At 67.7% G+C, this 19244-nt stretch carries 14 protein-coding genes and 3 pseudogenes; 3 read left to right on the forward strand and 14 right to left on the reverse strand.

Annotation, left to right across the window (positions count from 1 at the left end):
* Positions 1-11 precede the first annotated feature (11 nt).
* The 11 genes and pseudogenes from MW290_RS01820 to MW290_RS33220 all read right to left on the reverse strand — a co-directional run.
* Positions 12-977, reverse strand: a pseudogene (locus tag MW290_RS01820) (zinc metalloprotease HtpX).
* A complete protein-coding gene (locus MW290_RS01825; RefSeq protein WP_250195628.1) occupies positions 955-1452 on the reverse strand; it encodes a phosphate-starvation-inducible PsiE family protein in 498 nt (165 codons plus the stop codon). The pseudogene MW290_RS01820 and the gene MW290_RS01825 overlap by 23 nt, the downstream one beginning before the upstream one ends.
* Positions 1449-1691, reverse strand: a complete 243-nt coding sequence (locus tag MW290_RS01830; protein ID WP_250195629.1) for a hypothetical protein — start codon at positions 1689-1691, stop codon at positions 1449-1451. Before MW290_RS01830 ends, MW290_RS01825 begins: the two co-directional genes overlap by 4 nt.
* 3 nt (positions 1692-1694) lie before the next feature.
* The gene (gene trx-GI / locus MW290_RS01835; RefSeq protein WP_104301916.1) at positions 1695-2135 is read right to left on the reverse strand and encodes a heat resistance system thioredoxin Trx-GI; all 441 of its coding nucleotides are present in this window, start codon (positions 2133-2135) and stop codon (positions 1695-1697) included.
* The gene (gene ftsH, locus MW290_RS01840; RefSeq protein WP_173806315.1) at positions 2132-4012 is read right to left on the reverse strand and encodes an ATP-dependent zinc metalloprotease FtsH; all 1881 of its coding nucleotides are present in this window, start codon (positions 4010-4012) and stop codon (positions 2132-2134) included. The genes trx-GI and ftsH overlap by 4 nt, the downstream gene beginning before the upstream one ends.
* Before the next feature lie 27 nt (positions 4013-4039).
* A complete protein-coding gene (cls, locus tag MW290_RS01845) occupies positions 4040-5470 on the reverse strand; it encodes a cardiolipin synthase (RefSeq protein ID WP_250195630.1) in 1431 nt (476 codons plus the stop codon).
* A 17-nt stretch (positions 5471-5487) separates the two neighbouring features.
* Positions 5488-8337, reverse strand: coding sequence for a heat shock survival AAA family ATPase ClpK (clpK, locus tag MW290_RS01850; protein ID WP_250195631.1), 2850 nt, complete (start codon positions 8335-8337; stop codon positions 5488-5490).
* Positions 8338-8430: 93 nt separating this feature from the next.
* Positions 8431-9000: an Hsp20/alpha crystallin family protein gene (locus MW290_RS01855; protein WP_104301913.1), complete on the reverse strand. Its 570-nt coding sequence runs from the start codon at positions 8998-9000 to the stop codon at positions 8431-8433.
* Position 9001: 1 nt separating this feature from the next.
* Entirely contained in the window at positions 9002-9313 is a 312-nt protein-coding gene (locus MW290_RS33215) for a helix-turn-helix domain-containing protein (RefSeq protein WP_445659477.1), read from the reverse strand.
* A 513-nt stretch (positions 9314-9826) separates the two neighbouring features.
* A complete protein-coding gene (locus MW290_RS01865; RefSeq protein ID WP_250195632.1) occupies positions 9827-10984 on the reverse strand; it encodes a transposase in 1158 nt (385 codons plus the stop codon).
* A 30-nt stretch (positions 10985-11014) separates the two neighbouring features.
* Positions 11015-11086 (reverse strand): annotated as a pseudogene (locus tag MW290_RS33220) (hypothetical protein); the annotation flags it as partial.
* A 26-nt stretch (positions 11087-11112) separates the two neighbouring features.
* Here MW290_RS33220 and MW290_RS01870 point away from each other — a divergent pair.
* The 3 genes and pseudogenes from MW290_RS01870 to MW290_RS01880 form a co-directional block, all read left to right on the forward strand.
* The gene (locus MW290_RS01870) at positions 11113-12201 is read left to right on the forward strand and encodes an NnrS family protein (protein ID WP_250195633.1); all 1089 of its coding nucleotides are present in this window, start codon (positions 11113-11115) and stop codon (positions 12199-12201) included.
* A 114-nt stretch (positions 12202-12315) separates the two neighbouring features.
* Complete coding sequence (locus MW290_RS01875; RefSeq protein ID WP_250195634.1) at positions 12316-14358, forward strand: methyl-accepting chemotaxis protein; 2043 nt, start codon at positions 12316-12318, stop codon at positions 14356-14358.
* Between the two features lie 154 nt (positions 14359-14512).
* A pseudogene (locus tag MW290_RS01880) lies at positions 14513-16177 on the forward strand (adenosylcobalamin-dependent ribonucleoside-diphosphate reductase); the annotation flags it as partial.
* A gap of 303 nt (positions 16178-16480) precedes the next feature.
* Here MW290_RS01880 and MW290_RS01885 read toward each other — a convergent pair.
* From MW290_RS01885 to MW290_RS01895, 3 genes are all read right to left on the reverse strand, one after another.
* Positions 16481-17335 (reverse strand): transposase, encoded by an 855-nt coding sequence (locus MW290_RS01885; protein WP_250195635.1) that lies wholly within the window; start codon positions 17333-17335, stop codon positions 16481-16483.
* Positions 17336-17360: 25 nt separating this feature from the next.
* Positions 17361-18104, reverse strand: coding sequence for a LysR family transcriptional regulator (locus tag MW290_RS01890; RefSeq protein WP_250195636.1), 744 nt, complete (start codon positions 18102-18104; stop codon positions 17361-17363).
* 163 nt (positions 18105-18267) lie between these two features.
* Positions 18268-19233, reverse strand: coding sequence for an NAD(P)-dependent oxidoreductase (locus MW290_RS01895; RefSeq protein WP_259373448.1), 966 nt, complete (start codon positions 19231-19233; stop codon positions 18268-18270).
* Positions 19234-19244 lie beyond the last annotated feature (11 nt).

Below are 19244 nucleotides of genomic sequence, written 5' to 3' on the forward strand. Positions count from 1 at the left end.
TTGATAGGCAATCAGCGCCACAGCCCGCTCGGGCGCCAGCGCGGTGGGCGCGGCGTCAAAGCGGATTCCGGCAAGAAATGGGGCGCGTGGAGTGGCAACGCTGATGCTGGCCCAGGCGCCAACGTCAGTAGGCGTGAGATGCGTTCTTGCGTGGCCGGATGCGTGCGCAACCAGGAGGGTTCGGGATTGCCCCATCCCGGCCACAACCAGGCGCGCCAGGAGCGGCTGACCCGCTCGATTTTCGCCAGCGCGGACGCAAGCCCCTGCGGGTCGCCAGTCAGTTCCGCAGCGAGGCGGTCAGCGTCGAACTCACGCACGCGAGACAAGCCGAGCTGTGCGAGCAGGGCCAGCTGGGGCGAGGCGGCCAGCAGAAGCAGTCCAGGCCAATTGACCGCCACCGCGCCGGCCAGCAGTGCGGGCAAGCTGAACACAATAGTGATCTATCCGACCATCGCCAGCAGGCTCGTGAGGCGACTGACGGAATCCGCCGGCCCCATGACACGCAGATCCTCATTGGCGATGTGCGCGACCTCGTGCGCGAGCACACCCGCCAGTTCGCGCGAACTCAGGTTGCGCAGCAGGCCATCGGTGAGGGCGATCGATGCATGCTGCTTCGAGCCGATAGCGAAGGCGTTGACGACGGCACTGGGCACGTAGTGCGGCACCGGCGTGGCGGACAAACCGGCACGGGCGGACAGTTCGCGCAACATGGCCCAAATCTCGGGGGCTTCGTGCGGGTGCAGTGCCCGTGCGCGATACAGGCGCAGGGTCAGCGCCGACGCTGCTGCCGGCTCCAGCAGCAGCGCGCCTGCAACTGCAGACAGCGCGAGCCAAGAGCCGCCTTCGCCGAACAGCAGGCTCCCCGCAGCGGACGCGATCCCGACCAGGGTCAGGGCCAGCAGCCCGGTCTGCAGGCGGTTGAGCCAGCGATGTTGCAACCACGCAGCGCGCAGGTCACTGGGATGATGACGATTCATGCCCAGATCTCTCGGCGACGCGGTCGTCGCGATCGCGCAGCAGCCAGTAAGTGGTACCAAGCGCAAGTGTGGCGCCTGCCAGCGCGGCGATTTTGGCGGGACTCGTGTCGGGGTCGAGGACCACGAACTTGCGTGCCAGCGCGATCAGGCCGATGAGGATCACGGTCTTGACCTGGATGATGGTGTCCCGACGCAGCGCCACGCGCACGATGGAATGCTTGAACTCCATCGCAATCAAAAGTGTCATGATCATGCCGAACACGCTCTGGAACACCTTGTGGTCCAGGGGATTGAAGGCATCGAGGACCAGCAGCGTGAATACGATAGAGATGAGCTGGAGAAGCGACACCACGATGATGACGGCAATCACCGCCGACAGCACGAGCGCGATGACCCACTCAAAGCGCTCGTAAAAACTCATGATGGCCCACTGGTCACGCAAGACCTGAAATGGGTTGAGGCGTGTTGATTTCATGAAGATGGACTCCCTGCGAAATTGCCGCTGTCGGGACGATGGCGCATTGCACTGATGCTTCGTTCGACTATCTCGGCCGGCATGTCCAGCGCCGACATTGCCTGGTCCGTCAGCCCAAGGGCTGCGGCAAAGGACTGCTGATAACCCAGCAAGGTGGGCACTCCGAACGCAGCCGGCATCACGGCCGCCACACTGCACCCCGCTAGCAATATCAGCGTGACGCTCAGCAGGCCCAGCATCGATCAGCGCCCAACCTGCGCCGTCGCCCAGCGCACGATGTCCTGCGCGCCCATGGCGCCCGCCTGACGCCCAATCTCCCGCCCACCTTGGAACAGGGCCAGCGTCGGAATGCTGCGGATACCGAACTGCGCGGCCAGGTGGGGCTCAGCCTCGGTGTTCACCTTCGCCAGCCTGATACTGGGTTCGAGCTGGCGCGCCGCTTGCTGAAACTGCGGTGCCATCATCTTGCAAGGCCCGCACCACGGCGCCCAGAAATCGACAAGCAAAGGAAGATCGCTGCGCTCCACGTGGCGCCCGAATGTCGCCGTGGTCAACTCGATGGGCTCGCCCGTGAACAAGGGCTGCTGGCAGCGGCCACAGTTAGGTTGATCCGCGAGCTTGGCGGCCGGCACACGGTTGATGGACTGGCAATGCGGGCAGACGATGTGAAGGTGTTCGCTCATGGTGTGGCCCCTTGGGATGTAGAGAGTGAGGTTTCGGACTGGGGGGGCGCCGACTCGCGGGATTCGGACTTCAGCCCCTGGGTCAGCTGACGGATGTCGTTTTCGTCCAGGGTTTCCCGCGCCAGCAGTTCGCGCGCGCAGCGCTCCAGCACCGCGCGGTTGGTGTCGAGGATCCGGTAGGCGCGCTCGAACACGCCCATCACGATGTCGCGGATGGCCTGATCGATGCGCGCCTGGGTCGATTCGGCCACCCGGCAGCCGCCGTGGGCCAGTTCCGGTGTATCGAGAAAGCGTGGCCGCTGCGCCTCGAAGGCGATGTAGCCCAGTCCTTCGTCCATGCCAAAGCGGGTGATCATGTCGCGGGCAATGTCGGTGGCCCGTGTGAGGTCATCGGCAGCCCCGGTGGACAGCTCGCCGAACACGAGCTTCTCGGCCGCACGACCGCCCAGCAGCACGGCGATCTTGTGTTCCAGATCGGCGCGCGTCATCAGGAAGCGGTCTTCGGTGGGGCGTTGCAGCGTGTAGCCCAGCGCGCCGATGCCGCGCGGGATGATCGAGATCTTGTGCACGGGGTCGGTGCCGGGCAGCGCCAGCGCCACCAGCGCATGGCCCATCTCGTGATAGGCCACGGTTTCCCGCTCCTTGGGATTGAGCACTCGGTTCTTCTTCTCCAGGCCCGCCACGATGCGCTCGATGGCGGCGGTGAAATCCTGCAACTCCACGGCGGACGCTTTGCGCCGGGTCGCGGCCAGCGCGGCCTCGTTGACCAGGTTCGCGAGGTCTGCACCCGAAAAGCCGGTCGTCAACGCCGCGACTTGTTCGAGATCGACATCACTGGCCAGGGTAACCTTCTTGACGTGCACCTTCAGGATATCGAGACGGCCTTTCTTATCGGGACGGTCCACCAGCACCTGGCGGTCGAAGCGACCGGCGCGCAAAAGCGCCTGATCGAGAATTTCAGGCCGGTTGGTGGCGGCGAGAATGATGAGCCCCACTGAACTGTCGAAACCATCCATCTCGGTCAGGAGCTGGTTGAGAGTTTGCTCGCGCTCGTCGTGGCCGCCGATGGGGCCTCCTACGCCGCGCGCACGGCCCAGCGCGTCGAGTTCGTCGATGAAGATGATGGCCGGCGCCTGCGCGCGGGCCTGCTCGAACAGGTCGCGCACGCGCGCCGCCCCCACGCCGACGAACATCTCGACGAACTCCGAGCCGGAGATGGAAAAGAATGGCACCCCAGCTTCGCCCGCGACGGCTTTGGCGAGCAGTGTCTTGCCGGTGCCGGGCGGCCCCACCAGCAGCACACCTTTCGGGATGCGCGCCCCGAGACGACCGTAGTCCTGCGGGTGCTTCAGGAAGTCGACGATCTCGACCAGTTCGGCCTTGGCTTCATCGACGCCCGCGACATCGGCGAAGGTGACGCCCGTGTTCTTCTCCATGAACACCTTGGCGCGACTCTTGCCGATGCTCATGAAACCACCGATGCCCTGCTTCTCGGCGAAGCGGCGGAACAGGAAGAACCAGACGCCGAAGAAAGCCACGGCCGGCAGAATCCAGGAGAGCACATCCCGCAGCCAGGTGCTTTCCACCACTCGCGCGTAGGACACATCGTATTTCGACAGCTGCTCGGCCAGGTCGGGTTCGACGCGGGTGGCCACGATGGTGGTCTTGCCCCGGCTGTCCGGCGACTTCAGGCGCCCGGTGACCGTGCGGTCCGACACCAGCACTTCGGCGACGCGCCCCTCGGCCAGCGCCTTCTCGAATTCGCTGTAGGGCACGGGCTCGACAGTCTTGGCCGCCTGCCAGTAGTTCTGCAGCGTCAGCAGCAACAGGCCGGCGACGATCCAGTAGCCAATGTTCCATTGATCTTTCTTTTCCATGGGCAATGTTCCTCGCAAGTCGTGTCGCTAGAGAATGGGGGTGAACAGACGGGCCACCCCGTCGCGCAAGCGGATGGCCAGCGGGCGGGCGCGTAACGCCATGGCCGATATCTCGTTCGATGCATCACGGGCGGCATCAAAAAGGGATTCCAGCCGCGTAGACAGCGCGGTGTCGTACACCTCCACATTGAACTCGAAGTTGAGGCGCAGGCTGCGCGCATCCCAATTGGCCGAACCCAGGCAGCACCACTGGCCGTCTATCAGCATCAGCTTGCTGTGGTCGAACGGGCCAGGCCGTTCGAAGATGCGTACACCGTGCTCCAGCACCTGCCAGTAGTGGGCGCGCGCGGCCCATTGCACCGTGGGATGGTCGCCGTTTGCGGGCGTCAGCACCTCGACGCGCACGCCGCGCAACGCGGCCGTGCTCAGCGCCGCGATCATCGGCTGATCGGGCACGAAGTAAGGTGTCCAGATGCGCACCGAATGCTTCGCCGCGCTCAAAGCGCCCATGAAGGTCCAGCGCATCCTGTCCAGGGCCTCATCGGGACCGGCCTCGATGCCGCGCGCCCAAGAGGTTCCTTGCGCATCAGCCGTTGCGGGCGGTTCGCCCCAGAAACCCTTGCTGAGCCGCTCGCCCGTGGTATCGCACCAATCATCGGTGAAGCACCGCATCAGATGCGCAACCACCGGCCCGCGCAGACGAAAGTGCAAATCGTGACAGGCCTGCTCCGGCGCATCGGGCCGCCAATACGGGCTGAAGATGTTCATGCCGCCAGTGAAACCCGTCTCGCCATCGATCACCAGCAGCTTGCGGTGATTGCGCAGATGCGCGGCATGCAGGCGCGCGGGAATCAACGTCGGGTTGAACGTCGCCGCCGGAACGCCGGCGCGTTGCAAGGCGCGGTAGGCGCTGCGGGGCCTCCAGCGGGCATAGACGTCGTCGATCAGCACCCGCACTTGCACGCCGCGCTCATGAGCCCGGCGCAGCGCATCGACGAACTGCGCCCCGATGCCTTGGCTGTCGAAGATGTACGAAGCCAGCGCGACGCTGTGCCGCGCCGACTCGATGGCAGCGAGCATGGCCGGGTAGGCCTGCTCGCCATCGACGAGCGGCTCGATGCGGTTGCCGCTGGTCAGCGACTGGCCGGTGGCACGTCCCACCAGGTGCGCCAGGCCGGCAAACGGCGCCGATACGGCCTGGGGCATCGTAGGCGCGAGGTCCTGCCGAACAGCAGGATCTGCCCCCGGAAACAGCCGCCGCGCCCGCCGCTGGTAACGGTTGATGCCGAACAGCCCATACAGCAGCGAACCGCCCAGCGGCAACAGCGCGATCAGCAGCACCCACAGCGTGGCCGATCGAGGGTCACGCTTGTAGATGACCGCGTGCCCCGCTGTGGGGATAGCGACCGCCAGCGACACGAGGGTGGCTGCCCATGTCAGCCCGTTGGGGTCGGACACGACAGCCTCCCCATGACTCAAGATTCGCCGCCCGCTGACTTCTTCTTGCGCGCAGGCTTGCTCGCGTCGCTCGGCGGCGTCTCGGCCACGTTCGCGGCATCGGGCTTCTCAGGCTCGGCCGGCCTCGCGGGTGGCTCCTGGCGCTCGAAGACCACCCGTTCGGCCTTGTCGTCCCAGCGGGCGCTGGCGTGATCGGCCTTGCCGATACCGCCACCCAGCATCTCGCGCGCCAGAGCAGTTTCCAGCTCGCTGCGGATCAGCCGCTTGAGCTCACGCGCGCCGAACTCGGGCTTGTAGCCTTCCTCCGCGAAGTGATCGATCAAGGTCTGATCGAAGGTCAGCGTCACGCCCTGGCTGGCGGCGTTGCGGGCCACACGATCGAGCTGCAGGCCGACGATATGGCGGATCTCCTCCTTGCCCAGCGCATGGAAGACGATGATCTCGTCGATGCGGTTGAGGAACTCGGGGCGGAAGTGTCCGCGCAGCACGTCCATCACCTCGCCCTTGGTCTTCTCGTATTCCTCGCCGGCGGCGCCACGGGCCTTCAGCCGACGCTGGATGATGTCCGAGCCCAAGTTCGAGGTGGCGATGATGATGGTATTGGTGAAATCCACCACCCGGCCCTTGCCGTCGGTGAGCCGCCCGTCGTCGAACACCTGCAGCAGGATGTTGTAGACGTCGGGGTGAGCCTTCTCGATCTCGTCCAGCAGCAACACGCTGTAGGGTTTGCGCCGCACCTTCTCGGTGAGCTGGCCACCCTCGTCGTAGCCGACGTAACCCGGAGGCGCCCCCACCAGGCGTGCCACGGTATGGCGTTCCCCGTACTCGGACATGTCGATGCGCAGCAGCGCACCTTCATCGCCATAGATGGACTCGGCCAGCGCCTTGGCGAGCTCGGTCTTGCCCACGCCGGTCGGCCCGAGGAACAGAAAAGTCGCCACCGGCTTGCTGCCTTCGCGCAGGCCCGCGCGCGACAACCGCACGGCATCGGCCACCGCGCGCACCGCTTCGTCCTGGCCCACGAGGCGCTCGTGCAGCCGCTGCTCCAGATGCAGCAGCTTCTCGCGTTCTTCCACCGTCAGCTCGTTGACCGGAATGCCGGTCAGGCGCGAGACGATCTGCGCGACATGCTCGGCTTTGACTTCGGCACTGCCCGAGGCGCGCTCGCGTTCCCATTCCTCGACAAGCTTCTTGAGTTCGGCCTCTTTGGCCTCGATGTGCTTGCCCAGCTCGGCGGCCTTGTCGTACTGCTTGCGCGAGGCCACATAGTCCTGCTCACGCCGCAGCTGGTGCAGTTCGGACTCCAGCTCTTGCACCGCCACCGGGCGGGCCGTGGCCGACAGCTTCACGCGTGCGGCCGCCTGGTCGAGCAGGTCGATGGCCTTGTCAGGCAAAAAGCGCGCGGTGATGTAGCGGTCCGACAACTCGGCGGCGGCGATGATCGCATCCTCGGTGATGCTGACCTTGTGGTGCGCCTCGAAGGTGTCGCGCAGGCCGCGCAGGATCATCATGGTCTGCGCTACCGTCGGCTCGGGCACCATCACCGGCTGGAAGCGACGCTCCAGTGCGGCGTCCTTCTCGATGTACTTCTGGTACTCGTTGAGCGTCGTGGCGCCGATCAGGTTCAGTTCGCCGCGCGCCATCATCGGCTTGAACACGTTGGCCACGTCCAGCCCGCCTTCGCCGCCACCCTGGCCTGCACCGACGATGGTGTGCACCTCGTCGATGAAGAGAATCAGCTCGCCCTGGTGCTCGGTCACTTCCTTGAGCACCTTCTGCACGCGCTCCTCGAACTCGCCCCGGTACTTGGCGCCAGCCACCATGGCATTGATGTTGAGTTCCACCAGGCGCTTGTCGCGCAGCGTCTCAGGCACTTCGCCGGCCACCATGCGCTGCGCCAACCCTTCGACGATGGCGGTCTTGCCGACGCCGGGCTCGCCGATCAGCACAGGGTTGTTCTTCTTGCGCCGGGCCAGCACTTCGATGGTCGTCTCGATCTCCTGCGCGCGACCGATGACCGGATCGAGCTTGCCCTCGCGCGCCATCTTGGTGAGGTCGCGCGAATACTTGTCGAGTTCCGGCGTGTTGGTCGGCGTCTCGGCGCGGCCATCCTCGGCCCCTTTGCCGACCACCTTGCTTACCTGCTGGCGCAGCGCTTGCGGCGTGAGGCCGTAACGGCGCAGCAGGTTGGCCGCCAAACCTTCGCCTTCCTCGGCGAGCCCGATCAGGAAATGCTCCGGCCCGACATAAGAGTGGCCGAGTTCGTTGGAGGCCACGAAAGCACGGCTGAGCGCGTCCTTGACCCGGGGCGACACGCCGATCTCGCCCTCGAACGGCTTATCGCCGCGCTTGGCTTCGGATTCGATCTGGCGCTTAAGGTCATCGACCTTGATCTTGAACTGCCCCAGGATGGTCTTGACCACGTCGCTGTCGGATAGCGCCAGCAGCAGGTGTTCGGTATCGACTTCGGCGCGCCCGAACTCTGCAGCGTGTCGGGCGGCCTCCTGCAATAGGGCCTCGGACTGTTCGCTGATACGGCTGGCGAGCCCACTGCCGCGACGGCGCGCGGTGCCCGTACCGGCCGGGGCGGGTTCGCCGAACGAGGCATCGACGACCTCGTCGGTATCGGCCGCCATGGACGGTGCGTCGTCACCGATGCGGAAGAAGTCGCTGCCAAGGAAGTCTTCGAACAGCCCGCTGCGCGAGCCGAACAAGGCTTCCAGCGGTGAGACGGTGCGCTTTTGCTGGCGCACCAGTTGGCGATAGTGATCGTCACACAACAGCATGGTGCTGTGGCGACCATTGAGATTGGCTTCCACCCGCACCGTGGCGGGCTGGCCGCAGACTTGGCATTGTTTTCTGGCCATGCTGATGCTCCTGTAAAGATTGATCTGACGAGGCACCGCCGATCACGGTGCCTCATCTCTTTGTGGTTTTTGAAAAAAGCGCGCTGCCCCGCGTCAGCCGTTGATCGGGATCGAGCGCCCCTGCTTGGGCGTACTGGCCTCGCGCTTTTCCATCGTGATCGTGAGCACACCGTTCTTGAAAGCGGCCTTGATCGTGTCCTGGTTGGCATCGGCCGGCAGGTTCAGAGCGCGCTGAAAGCTGCCGTAGGAGCGCTCCACCCGGTGGAAACCGCCGTCTTTCGTTTCCTGCTCCTGACGCTTTTCACCGCGCACCAGCAGCACGTCGTTGTCGAGCGTGATCTGGATGTCTTTTTCCTCGACGCCGGGTACTTCCAGGGCGATCTTGTACTGCTTGTCGGTCTCCTGGATGTCCAGCGCCGGCTTCAGCATGCCCGGCCAGTCCGACGGCCAGCGTGGCATGGCCAGCGTCGGGAAACCGAAGCCTCGAAACGCGTCGTCGAACAGGCGGTCGATATCGCGATGCAATTGCAGGATGGGACTGACGGGCCCACCCGCCACCGGCAGGTCATTGCGCTGCACCGGCAGCGAGGCCGTGCTCTGTTGTTCTTCCTGCTCCTTCTTGAACCAGTTCCAGGGAGCCAATTTCTTGAAATCAAAGTCCATGTCACACCTCCAGAAGAAAAATTGAAGACTCTCGCTCACTCCGTTTGCCTGCGGCGACGGACAGCGCGCCCAGGCGACACGGGATGTTTCGCTGACTTTGGCTGCTCATCTGTATCACCTCCTTCTTTCTGCCTGCTTGGGTCTGATCATTGATCCATCGATCGATTTCACTTTGACGAAACCGCCATGTCCCGCCCACCTTGAAGGCCGGAATTTCCCCGTGCGCGGCGAGCCGGTAGAGCGTCCGCTTGCCGACTTTCAAGTAGGCAGCCAACTCGTCGAGTGTGCAGATCGCCTGCTGGCGCGCTGTCATACCACCCCCACAAGTTCCGTCGTAACGCGGCCTCGCCTGAGGAAATTCTTGCAAGACTTTGCAAGATATTGCGCCTAACATGCCGAAATTCAAGAGTCAACATCCAGCGACCTGCTGGGCGATTGATGTGACTCAAATTTCCAGAGAGGGTGTGCTGGGGCAGTCCGATCCGGCGATAGGTAAAGGTTTGATCGGGAGCCTACAAGTGCTGGCGCATAGGAATTTCAAACGGTCTGGTCTGTGAAAAGCCTGGAAAGCCCGACTCAGCCCTGGGTGGGCAGCCGATGCCTGCCTGGATGGCTTGGAACTGGCGCCTGGGCCGTTGCCTTGTCTGGATTCGGCCCGCCCTGACGGCTCGCCTCGCGCTCGTTGGGCCTTGATCTCGGGGTTGACCCTGTGTTTTCCGCCATCCAGTCCGCACGCGGGCGCAGCGCCACCGGCCACTGGCGCCAGGCTGCGCAGCCCTTTGTGATGTGTACGGTGTCCGGGACGGTCGACGCGGCTCAGGCGGCTTCAGTCTTGCCGCGCCTCGCGCGCTCGGCCTCTGGGCGGCGGCTGCGGATCCAGTCCCAGGTGGGTCAGGATCTTCTCGATCACCGGTCGCTCCAGGATGGCCGCGATGATCTTGAGCTCCCCGGCGCCGCAGTTGGGGCAGTGCTGCATGTCGATGTCGAACACGCGCTTGAGTAGCCGCGCCCAAGCAATTCGGTGCGGTCGGTCCGGCCGGTCCGGGTTAGTCTCGGTCTGGACCACGCATTCGCTGGCGGCAACGGCTGCGGTGGCCCGTTCCTCCACCTCGGGCCCTTGCGGCACCACCAGGGACCGCAGCTTGGCGTTGGGCGCCAGCACGCCGTGGAACCTGATGAGATGCAGACGCGGCCGGGGAACCAGCGCCGCAAGCCGCCGCATGAACTCCAGCGGGCTCAAGACCCGATGCGTCGTGCCGTCGCGCCACGGTGTCTTCAGCTTCAGCTCGACCTGCCCGGCGGCATTGACCTGCACCCGTTCGTCGGAAAGCGCCGGGCGGGTGATGTAGCGGCACAGCTGTTCCAGCCGCTTGCGGTCATGGGCTTCGACCCGCACCGCGGCGTGCAGGCTGAATCCGTCGATGTCGGCGCACAGCGGCTGGCGGGCCGAGTCCTCGCGCGGCATCGCGCCTCTCAGGGTCAGCACCTTCTGCCCGGCGCGCGGCCCGAAGGCGATTCGGTAGGTGATGGCCGCGGCCTGCAGCGGCCGCAGCGTGCGCGCCTCCTCGCCGTCGGCATCCGGCTCGGCCAGGTAGGTCTGGCCCATGTCTTCGACCAGCACGCCCCGGCGCGTGAGCATCTTCATCAGCCGGGCGATGACGGTCTGCAGCAGCGCGTGCAATTCGTCGTCGGTGGGCGCATCCGCCTCAATGAAGGCCGGCGAACCATCGGCGTCGCAGCAGTACACCCCGTCCAGTACCAGACAGTGCAGGTGGATGTTGAGGTTGGCGGCCGAGCCAAAGCGCTGGATCAGCGTGACGGCGCCGCCGTGACCTTCGTCAGCCTTGAGCCCCGCCTGCCGCAGCAGATGTCGCGTGACCACGCGCTGCACCACCTGCAGCACCGGCGTGACCAGTTCCGGCTGCGCGGCCAGCAGCACGCGCAGCGGGATCGGCAGCGACAGCACCCATTGCCGCACCGGCACGTGCGGGATGACGTGGTCGACCAGGTGCGCAGCGGTCTGCGACATGCGCCGGGCGCCGCAAGAGGGGCAGAATCCCCGGCGCTTGCAGCTGAAGGCCAGCAGCTTGTCGTGGCCGCACTCGCCGCAGCGTGCTGTTCTCGTTCGGCTTCATGCCGCTGTTCTTCGCCGGCTTCCTGTTCACCGCCGCGCCGAAGTGGCTCGGCCTGCCGCCGGTGCCGGCGCGGGGCCTGCTGCGTCCGGTGGCGACTGTCGCTTCGGGCTGGCTGTTGTTCGCGGCCGGTGCGCACATGCACGTGCTGCTGGCCGCGGCCGGGCTGCTCGTCGCCGCGCTCGGTTGGCATGCGCTGGTGCGCCGGTTGGCCGCGCTGGTGGCGCTGGGCACGAAGCCCGACCGCACCCACCTGCGCCTGATCGCCGCGGCCTCGCGGCTGGGCGTGCTGGCGCAACTGGGCTCGGCCGTGATGCTCGCCGCCGGCCGCGAGGACATCGCCCGCGCGGCGCTGCAGCTCGGCCTGTGGGGCTTCGTGGCGCCGGTCTTCGTGGTCGCCGTGCACCGCCTGCTGCCGGTGTTCGACGACGACGTGGCCCCCGCGCTTGCGGCCAGGCAGCCGCGCTGGCTGCTCGCCACGCTGGTGGCGCTGTGCCTCGCCCAGTGGCCCTTCGCGCTGGCCGACCTGTGGTGGTGGCCGCAGCCGCCGGCCTGGCAGCTCGCGCAGATGGCGCTCGACGGCGCCGCGGCGATCGGCGTGCTCGCGCTCGCGGCGCGCTGGCTCCTGCTGCAGGGCCTGCGCTTCCGGCTGGTGGTGATGCTGCAGCTGGCTGTGGCCTGGCTCGGCGTGGCCTTCGCTCTGGCGGCGGCGTCGCAGGCGCTGCTGTGGGCCAGCGAGGGCACGCGCTCGCTGGGCCTGGCGGCGCAGCATGCCTTCTCGATGGGCTTCCTCGGCAGCGCGATGATGGCCATGGTCACCCGCGTGTCCAGCGGCCTGGCCGGGCGCACGGTGGCGGCCGACGGCCTCGCCTGGGCGCTCTTCGGCGTGCTGCAGCTGGCCGTGCTGCTGCGCATCGCCGCGGCCGTCTGGCCGGCGGTGGAGCCGGTGCTGCTGCCAGCCACTGCAGCCGCCTGGTGCGCCGCGGTGGCCGCCTGGGCGTTGCGCCAGGCGGCCTGGAGCGGCCGTGCGCGCCGCACGCGGGCGGCGGCGGAGGGGGCGTCAATCTGATCAGGTGTCAAGTTTTCTGACCGCGCACCGAAAAGGTGAGCAGTGCCTGGTGCGCCGGCCGCGAGAGCGGGCGCAACCGTCACCGTCATCACCGGTCACTCGGGAAAACTTCACATGACAGCGATCCTTGCCACGGGCGGCGGCGCCGCCTCTTCCGCACGACCTGCCGGCGCCGACTCCGGCTTCTTCGCCTATCACGGCATCTGGGCCCCGGGGGTGCGCCTGTTCCGCGCGCTGCGCTTCAGTGCCAAGGCAGTGATCATCTCGCTGGCCTTCGTGGTGCCGCTGCTCGGCCTGATCGGCTGGCAGCTGATGCACCAGGCCGATCTGTCGCTGCAGGCGCGCCAGGATTCGACCCGCCAGCACGTCGAGATCGCCCACGGCATCGTCGTCTGGGCGCACGCGCAGGAGACGAGCGGCAGGATGGACCGCGCCCAGGCCCAGCAGCTCGCGCGTGGTGCGATCGCCGCGCTGCGCTACGAGGGCAACGAGTACTTCTGGATCAACGACATGCATCCGCGCGTCGTGATGCACCCGATCAAGCCGGAACTCGACGGCAAGGACGTCTCCGACATGAAGGACCCGAACGGCCTGCCGCTGTTCAAGGCCTTCGTCGCCAAGGTGCGCGAGAGCGGCAAGGGCTTCGTCGCCTACCAGTGGCCCAAGCCGGGCAGCAGTGCACCGGTGGACAAGATCTCCTACGTGCAGGGCTTCGAGCCCTGGGGCTGGGTGATCGGCTCGGGCATCTACATCGGCGACCTGCGCGAGGCCACGATGCGCCAGCTGACGATGGACGCCGCCATCGTCGTGGCGGCGCTGCTGCTGGCCGGCTACCTGTTCCTGAGCTTCTACCGCGTGATGGACGGCGGCCTGAAGGAGACGCGCCGCCACCTGCGCGCGATGACTTCCGGCGACCTCACCACCTCGCCTTCGCCCTGGGGCAACGACGAGGCCGCGCAGCTGATGCTCGAGCTGCGCGCGATGCAGGATTCGCTGCGCCAGATGGTGCAGCGCGTGCGCCGCTCCAGCGACGAGATCGTGCACTCCAGCAGCGAGATCGCCAGCGGCGCGATGGACCTCTCGGCGCGCACCGAGCAGGCCGCCGCCAACCTGGAGGAATCGGCCGCCTCGATGGAAGAGATCTCCTCGACGGTCAAGAGCAGCTCCGACAACACCACCGAGGCTGCCCGCGTGGCCGGGCACAACGCCGAGCTGGCCGGCGAGGGCGGCCGCGTGATGCGTGACGTGGTGCAGACCATGGACAGCATCCGCGAGTCGTCGGCGCGCATCGCCGACATCATCGGCACGATCGACGGCATCGCCTTCCAGACCAACATCCTGGCGCTCAATGCGGCGGTGGAAGCCGCGCGTGCCGGCGAGCAGGGCCGCGGCTTCGCGGTGGTGGCCGGCGAGGTGCGCACGCTGGCGCAGCGTTCGGCCGGCGCGGCGCGCGAGATCCGTGACCTGATCGGCCGCAGCGTCGAGCAGGTCGAGGCGGGCACCGGCACCGTGCACCGCGCGGGCACGACGATGGAGGAGATCGTCGCCGCCTCGCAGCGCGTCAGCCAGCTGCTGGCCGAGGTGGCCAACGGCGCGCGCGAGCAGAGCCTGGGCATCGCGCAGATCGGCGCGGCCGTGCAGGAGCTCGACCGCATGACGCAGCAGAACGCTGCACTGGTCGAGCAGACCGCCGCCGCCTCCGGCGCGATGAAGAGCCAGGCCGAGTCGCTGGCCACCGAGGTGGCGCGCTTCCGCCTGCCCGAAGGCGTGCGGCTGGCCGAGCCGGTGCAGCAGGACCGCGTCGACGACTTCGACTTCGATCAGGCCATCGACGCGCATCGCCAGTGGAAGGTCAGGCTGCGCAAGGCCATCGCCGAACACGCCCAGCTCGACGCCGAGACGATCTGCCGCGACGACCGTTGTCCGCTGGGCCAGTGGCTGCACGGCGCCGGCGGCCGGCGCTGGGGCAGCCGCCCGACCTTCACCGAGCTGCTGGGCAAGCACGCCGAGTTCCATGCCGCCGCCGGCGCGGTGGCGCGCAAGATCAACGCCGGCGCCTACGGCGATGCCGAGAGGCTGATCGGCTCCGGCTCCGCGTTCGCCAGCGTCTCCAGCGAGGTGAGCACCTTGCTCACGCGCGCCAAGCGCGGGCTCTGAGTCCGCTCGGCGGTTATCGGCCCTCCGCCAGGAGGGCTTTGCCCTGTGTCAATCCGCCGCGGATGGGGCACCATGCGGGCTGTCTTTTCATCCAGGTCAAAGGTGCGCGGGGGCCGCAGGGCTACCGTGCGCCCTCGCACCGGAGACAGCACCCATGCAAGAGACCCGCCAAGGCGCCGACGCGCCGCACACCCAGCACAACCTGCCCGCCCAGCCGATCAGCGAAGAGGTGCTGATCGAGAAGTACGCCAAGGGCGACGAGCGCAGCATCGCCGCCGTGCACGCCCGCGTGGCGCGCGCCCTGGCCCAGGCCGAGCCCGTCGAGCAGCGCAAGCAGTGGGAAGAACGTTTTGCCGCCGCGCTCGACGCCGGCTTCGTGCCCGCCGGGCGCATCCAGTCGGCCGCCGGCACCGAGCTCTCGGCCACGCTGATCAACTGCTTCGTGCAGCCGGTGGGCGATTCGATCGCCCACGTCGACGACGGCCATCCCGGCATCTACACCGCGCTGACCGAGGCCGCCGAGACCATGCGCCGCGGCGGCGGCGTGGGCTACGACTTCTCGCGCATCCGCCCGCGCGGCGCCTGGGTGGGCAGCACGCAGAGCTCGGCTTCCGGCCCGGTGAGCTACATGCGCGTGTTCGACCGCAGCTGCGAGACGGTGGAGAGCGCCGGCGCGCGCCGCGGCGCGCAGATGGGCGTGCTGCGCTGCGACCACCCCGACGTGGAGGAGTTCATCCACGCCAAGGACGGCGGCGACCTGAAGAACTTCAACATCTCGGTGGGCGTGACCGACGCCTTCATGGACGCCGTGCAGGCCGATGCCGACTTCGAGCTGGTGCACCGCGCCGAGCCCGGCGTGGCGCAGAAGGCGGCCGGGGCCTACCAGAAGGCCGAGCCCGGCGGCCATGGCCTGTGGGTCTACCGCAAGATCCGCGCGCGCGACCTGTGGGAACAGATCATGCGCTCCACCTACGACCACGCCGAGCCTGGCGTGCTCTTCCTCGACCACATCAACCGCGACAACAACCTGTCGTACTGCGAGACGATCGCCAGCACCAACCCCTGCGCGGAACAGCCGCTGCCGCCCTACGGCTGCTGCTGCCTCGGCTCGATCGACCTGACGCGCTTCGTGCGGGATCCCTTCGAGCCGAACGCCGCGTTCGACGAGGCGGCTTTCGCCAAGGTGGCCAAGGTCGCCACGCGCATGCTCGACAACGTGCTCGACGTGACCGTCTGGCCCTTGCCGCAGCAGCAGCAGGAAGCGCGCAACAAGCGCCGCGTGGGGCTGGGCTTCACCGGCCTGGGCGACGCGCTGGTGATGTTGAACCTGCGCTACGACACCCCCGAGGCGCGCGCGATGGCGCGGCGCATCAGCGAGGTGATGCGCGACGCCGCCTACGAGGCCTCGAGCGACCTGGCGCGCGAGCGCGGCTCGTTCCCGCTGTTCAATGCCGACCTGTACCTCAGCGGCAGCACCTTCGCCTCGCGCCTGCCGCAGCCGCTGAAGGACCGCATCCGTGCCCACGGCCTGCGCAATTCGCACCTGCTGTCGATCGCGCCCACCGGCACCATCAGCCTCGCGTTCGCCGACAACGCCAGCAACGGCATCGAACCCGCCTTCAGCTGGACGTACAACCGCAAGAAGCGCATGCCCGACGGCAGCTTCAAGGAATATGCGGTGGAAGACCACGCCTGGCGCCTGTACCGCCACCTCAAGGGCGAGAAGGCGCCGCTGACGAACGCCTTCGTCACCGCGCTGGAGATGAGCGCCAAGGCGCACGAGGCGATGGTGGCCGCGGTGGCGCCGTGCATCGACACCGGCGCATAGGAATTTCAAACGGTCTGGTCTGTGAAAAGCCTGGAAAGCCCGACTCAGCCCTGGGTGGGCAGCCGATGCCTGCCTGGATGGCTTGGAACTGGCGCCTGAGCCGTTGCCTTGTCTGGATTCGGCCCGCCCTGACGGCTCGCCTCGCGCTCGTTGGGCCTTGATCTCGGGGTTGACCCTGTGTTTTCCGCCATCCAGTCCGCACGCGGGCGCAGCGCCACCGGCCACTGGCGCCAGGCTGCGCAGCCCTTTGTGATGTGTACGGTGTCCGGGACGGTCGACGCGGCTCAGGCGGCTTCAGTCTTGCCGCGCCTCGCGCGCTCGGCCTCTGGGCGGCGGCTGCGGATCCAGTCCCAGGTGGGTCAGGATCTTCTCGATCACCGGTCGCTCCAGGATGGCCGCGATGATCTTGAGCTCCCCGGCGCCGCAGTTGGGGCAGTGCTGCATGTCGATGTCGAACACGCGCTTGAGTAGCCGCGCCCAAGCAATTCGGTGCGGTCGGTCCGGCCGGTCCGGGTTAGTCTCGGTCTGGACCACGCATTCGCTGGCGGCAACGGCTGCGGTGGCCCGTTCCTCCACCTCGGGCCCTTGCGGCACCACCAGGGACCGCAGCTTGGCGTTGGGCGCCAGCACGCCGTGGAACCTGATGAGATGCAGACGCGGCCGGGGAACCAGCGCCGCAAGCCGCTGCATGAACTCCAGCGGGCTCAAGACCAGATGCGTCGTGCCGTCGCGCCACGGTGTCTTCAGCTTCAGCTCGACCTGCCCGGCGGCATTGACCTGCACCCGTTCGTCGGAAAGCGCCGGGCGGGTGATGTAGCGGCACAGCTGTTCCAGCCGCTTGCGGTCATGGGCTTCGACCCGCACCGCGGCGTGCAGGCTGAATCCGTCGATGTCGGCGCACAGCGGCTGGCGGGCCGAGTCCTCGCGCGGCATCGCGCCTCTCAGGGTCAGCACCTTCTGCCCGGCGCGCGGCCCGAAGGCGATTCGGTAGGTGATGGCCGCGGCCTGCAGCGGCCGCAGCGTGCGCGCCTCCTCGCCGTCGGCATCCGGCTCGGCCAGGTAGGTCTGGCCCATGTCTTCGACCAGCACGCCCCGGCGCGTGAGCATCTTCATCAGCCGGGCGATGACGGTCTGCAGCAGCGCGTGCAATTCGTCGTCGGTGGGCGCATCCGCCTCAGCGCATCATCACCGTGGGCACGAGGCCGACTCCCACGCCGCGCAGCATCGCGTCGATCAGCATCAGGCTGTTGTCCGCGCGGAAGCTGCCATGCACCTCCACCGTGTGGCTGGCGCCCCCGGGGCCGCTGAACTGCCAGCGCGTGGCGTCGGCGCCGAGCGTGTAGGCCAGGCCGTTGTGCGTCGCCAGCGCCGAGGGGTGATCGGGCTTGCCGTGGCGCCGCCAGTAATCCGGGGCCGCTGCCACCGCGCGCTGCAGCACCATCAGCGGCACGGCCACGAGCGACGAGTCCTCGAGCTGCGCCTGCCCCCGCAGCGCCACGTCCACCCCGTCGCGCACGAGGTCCACAGGGCGGTCCGACAGCCTCAGCTCCAGCTCGATGCCCGGGTGGGCCGACTGGAACGCGTGGAGATGGTCCTTCATGAAGGACAGCGTCAGCGAGACCGGTACCGCCAGCACCAGCCGGCCGCTGAGCTCGCCGTGCGCAGCACGCAGGGCGCCGAGCGTGCGCTCGGTGTCGTCGAGCACGCGCCGGCAGTAGGCGTAGAAGCGTTCGCCGGCTTCGGTGAGCTGCATGCGCCGCGTGGTGCGCGCGAGCAGGCGGCTGCCGGTCCACTCCTCCAGCTGCTGGATGGTCTTGGTGACCATCGATGGCGAGTGATCGAGATCGCGCGCCGCGGCGGCGAAGCCGCCGGTCTCGACGACGCGGCAGAAGCATTGAAAGGCCTGGTGACGGTCCATTCCGGCATCTCCACAGAAGAGGTTCGACGCTGCCGCAGCGGCCGCGCCGCCGCAAGCCCGCGTCGGGATCAGGGTCGGCAGTCTTGACCTTCACACGATGTCAAGGTCAAGAGTCCACCCTGCCACGATTCATTCCATGGAGGCCCTCTTCCCGGCAGGACCGTCACGCCGGCGTCGCCAGATCGGCCACGGCGCGGCCGGCGAGTGCCGCGAGCAGGTTGTCGGCCGCGCGCTGCTCGATGGCCAGGCGCACCTCGCGCACCGCCGAGCCGAGATGCGGCGTGAACACCGTTCGGGGATGCCGCAGCAGCGCCTCGGGAATGGCGCTCGGGCGATCGGGCAGGTTCCAGTCTTCCATCTCGAAGACATCGGCGGCATAGGCGCCGAGGAGATCGCTCTGCAAGGCGGCGAGCACGGCGCGCTCGTCGACGACCGAACCGCGGCCGACGTTGACCAGCAGCTGGCCCGGGCGCGCAGCGGCGAGCGCCATTTCGTCGATCAGGTGGCGCGATGCCTCGGTGAGTGGCACGGCCAGCAGCACGTAGTGCGCGCGCTGCAAGGCATCGCGCAGGCCGACCGCACGCGTGCGCGCATCGCGGTGCTGCGGGTCCACGCCGAGGATCTCCGCGCAACCGAAGCCCTGCAGCCGGTCGACGATGGCACGCCCGACCGCGCCGAGGCCCACTACCGCCACGGTGGACCCATGCAGGCCGGTGCCGTAGAGCGCCGGGCGCCAGCCGGCATAGCCGGCCCGCACGCGCCGATCGCCCTCGAGCACATGCCGCCCCGCGGCGATCGCCAGGCCGATGGCCAGCTCGGCGGTGGGCTCGGTGAGCAGATCCGGCACGAAGCTCACTTGCACGCCGGCACGCTCGCAGGCAGCGAGGTCGAAGTTGTCGAAGCCCTTCAATGCACAGGCCACCGTGCGCAGGCGCGGCGCCTGGGCCAGTACCGCCGCGTCGATGCGGTCGGTCATGAAGGCCATCCAGGCATCGGCCTCACGCAGGTGGCCGGCCAGCTGCTCGGCGCTCCACGGCTCGGGGCCCGGGTTCATCACCACCTCGCCGGCGGTCTGCAGGCGCATCAGCACCTCGGCATGGATGGGCTGGCTGATGACGATGCGGTGCACGCGATCGCTCC

The organism is Aquincola tertiaricarbonis, assembly GCF_023573145.1.
Lineage (GTDB): Bacteria > Pseudomonadota > Gammaproteobacteria > Burkholderiales > Burkholderiaceae_C > Aquincola > Aquincola tertiaricarbonis_B.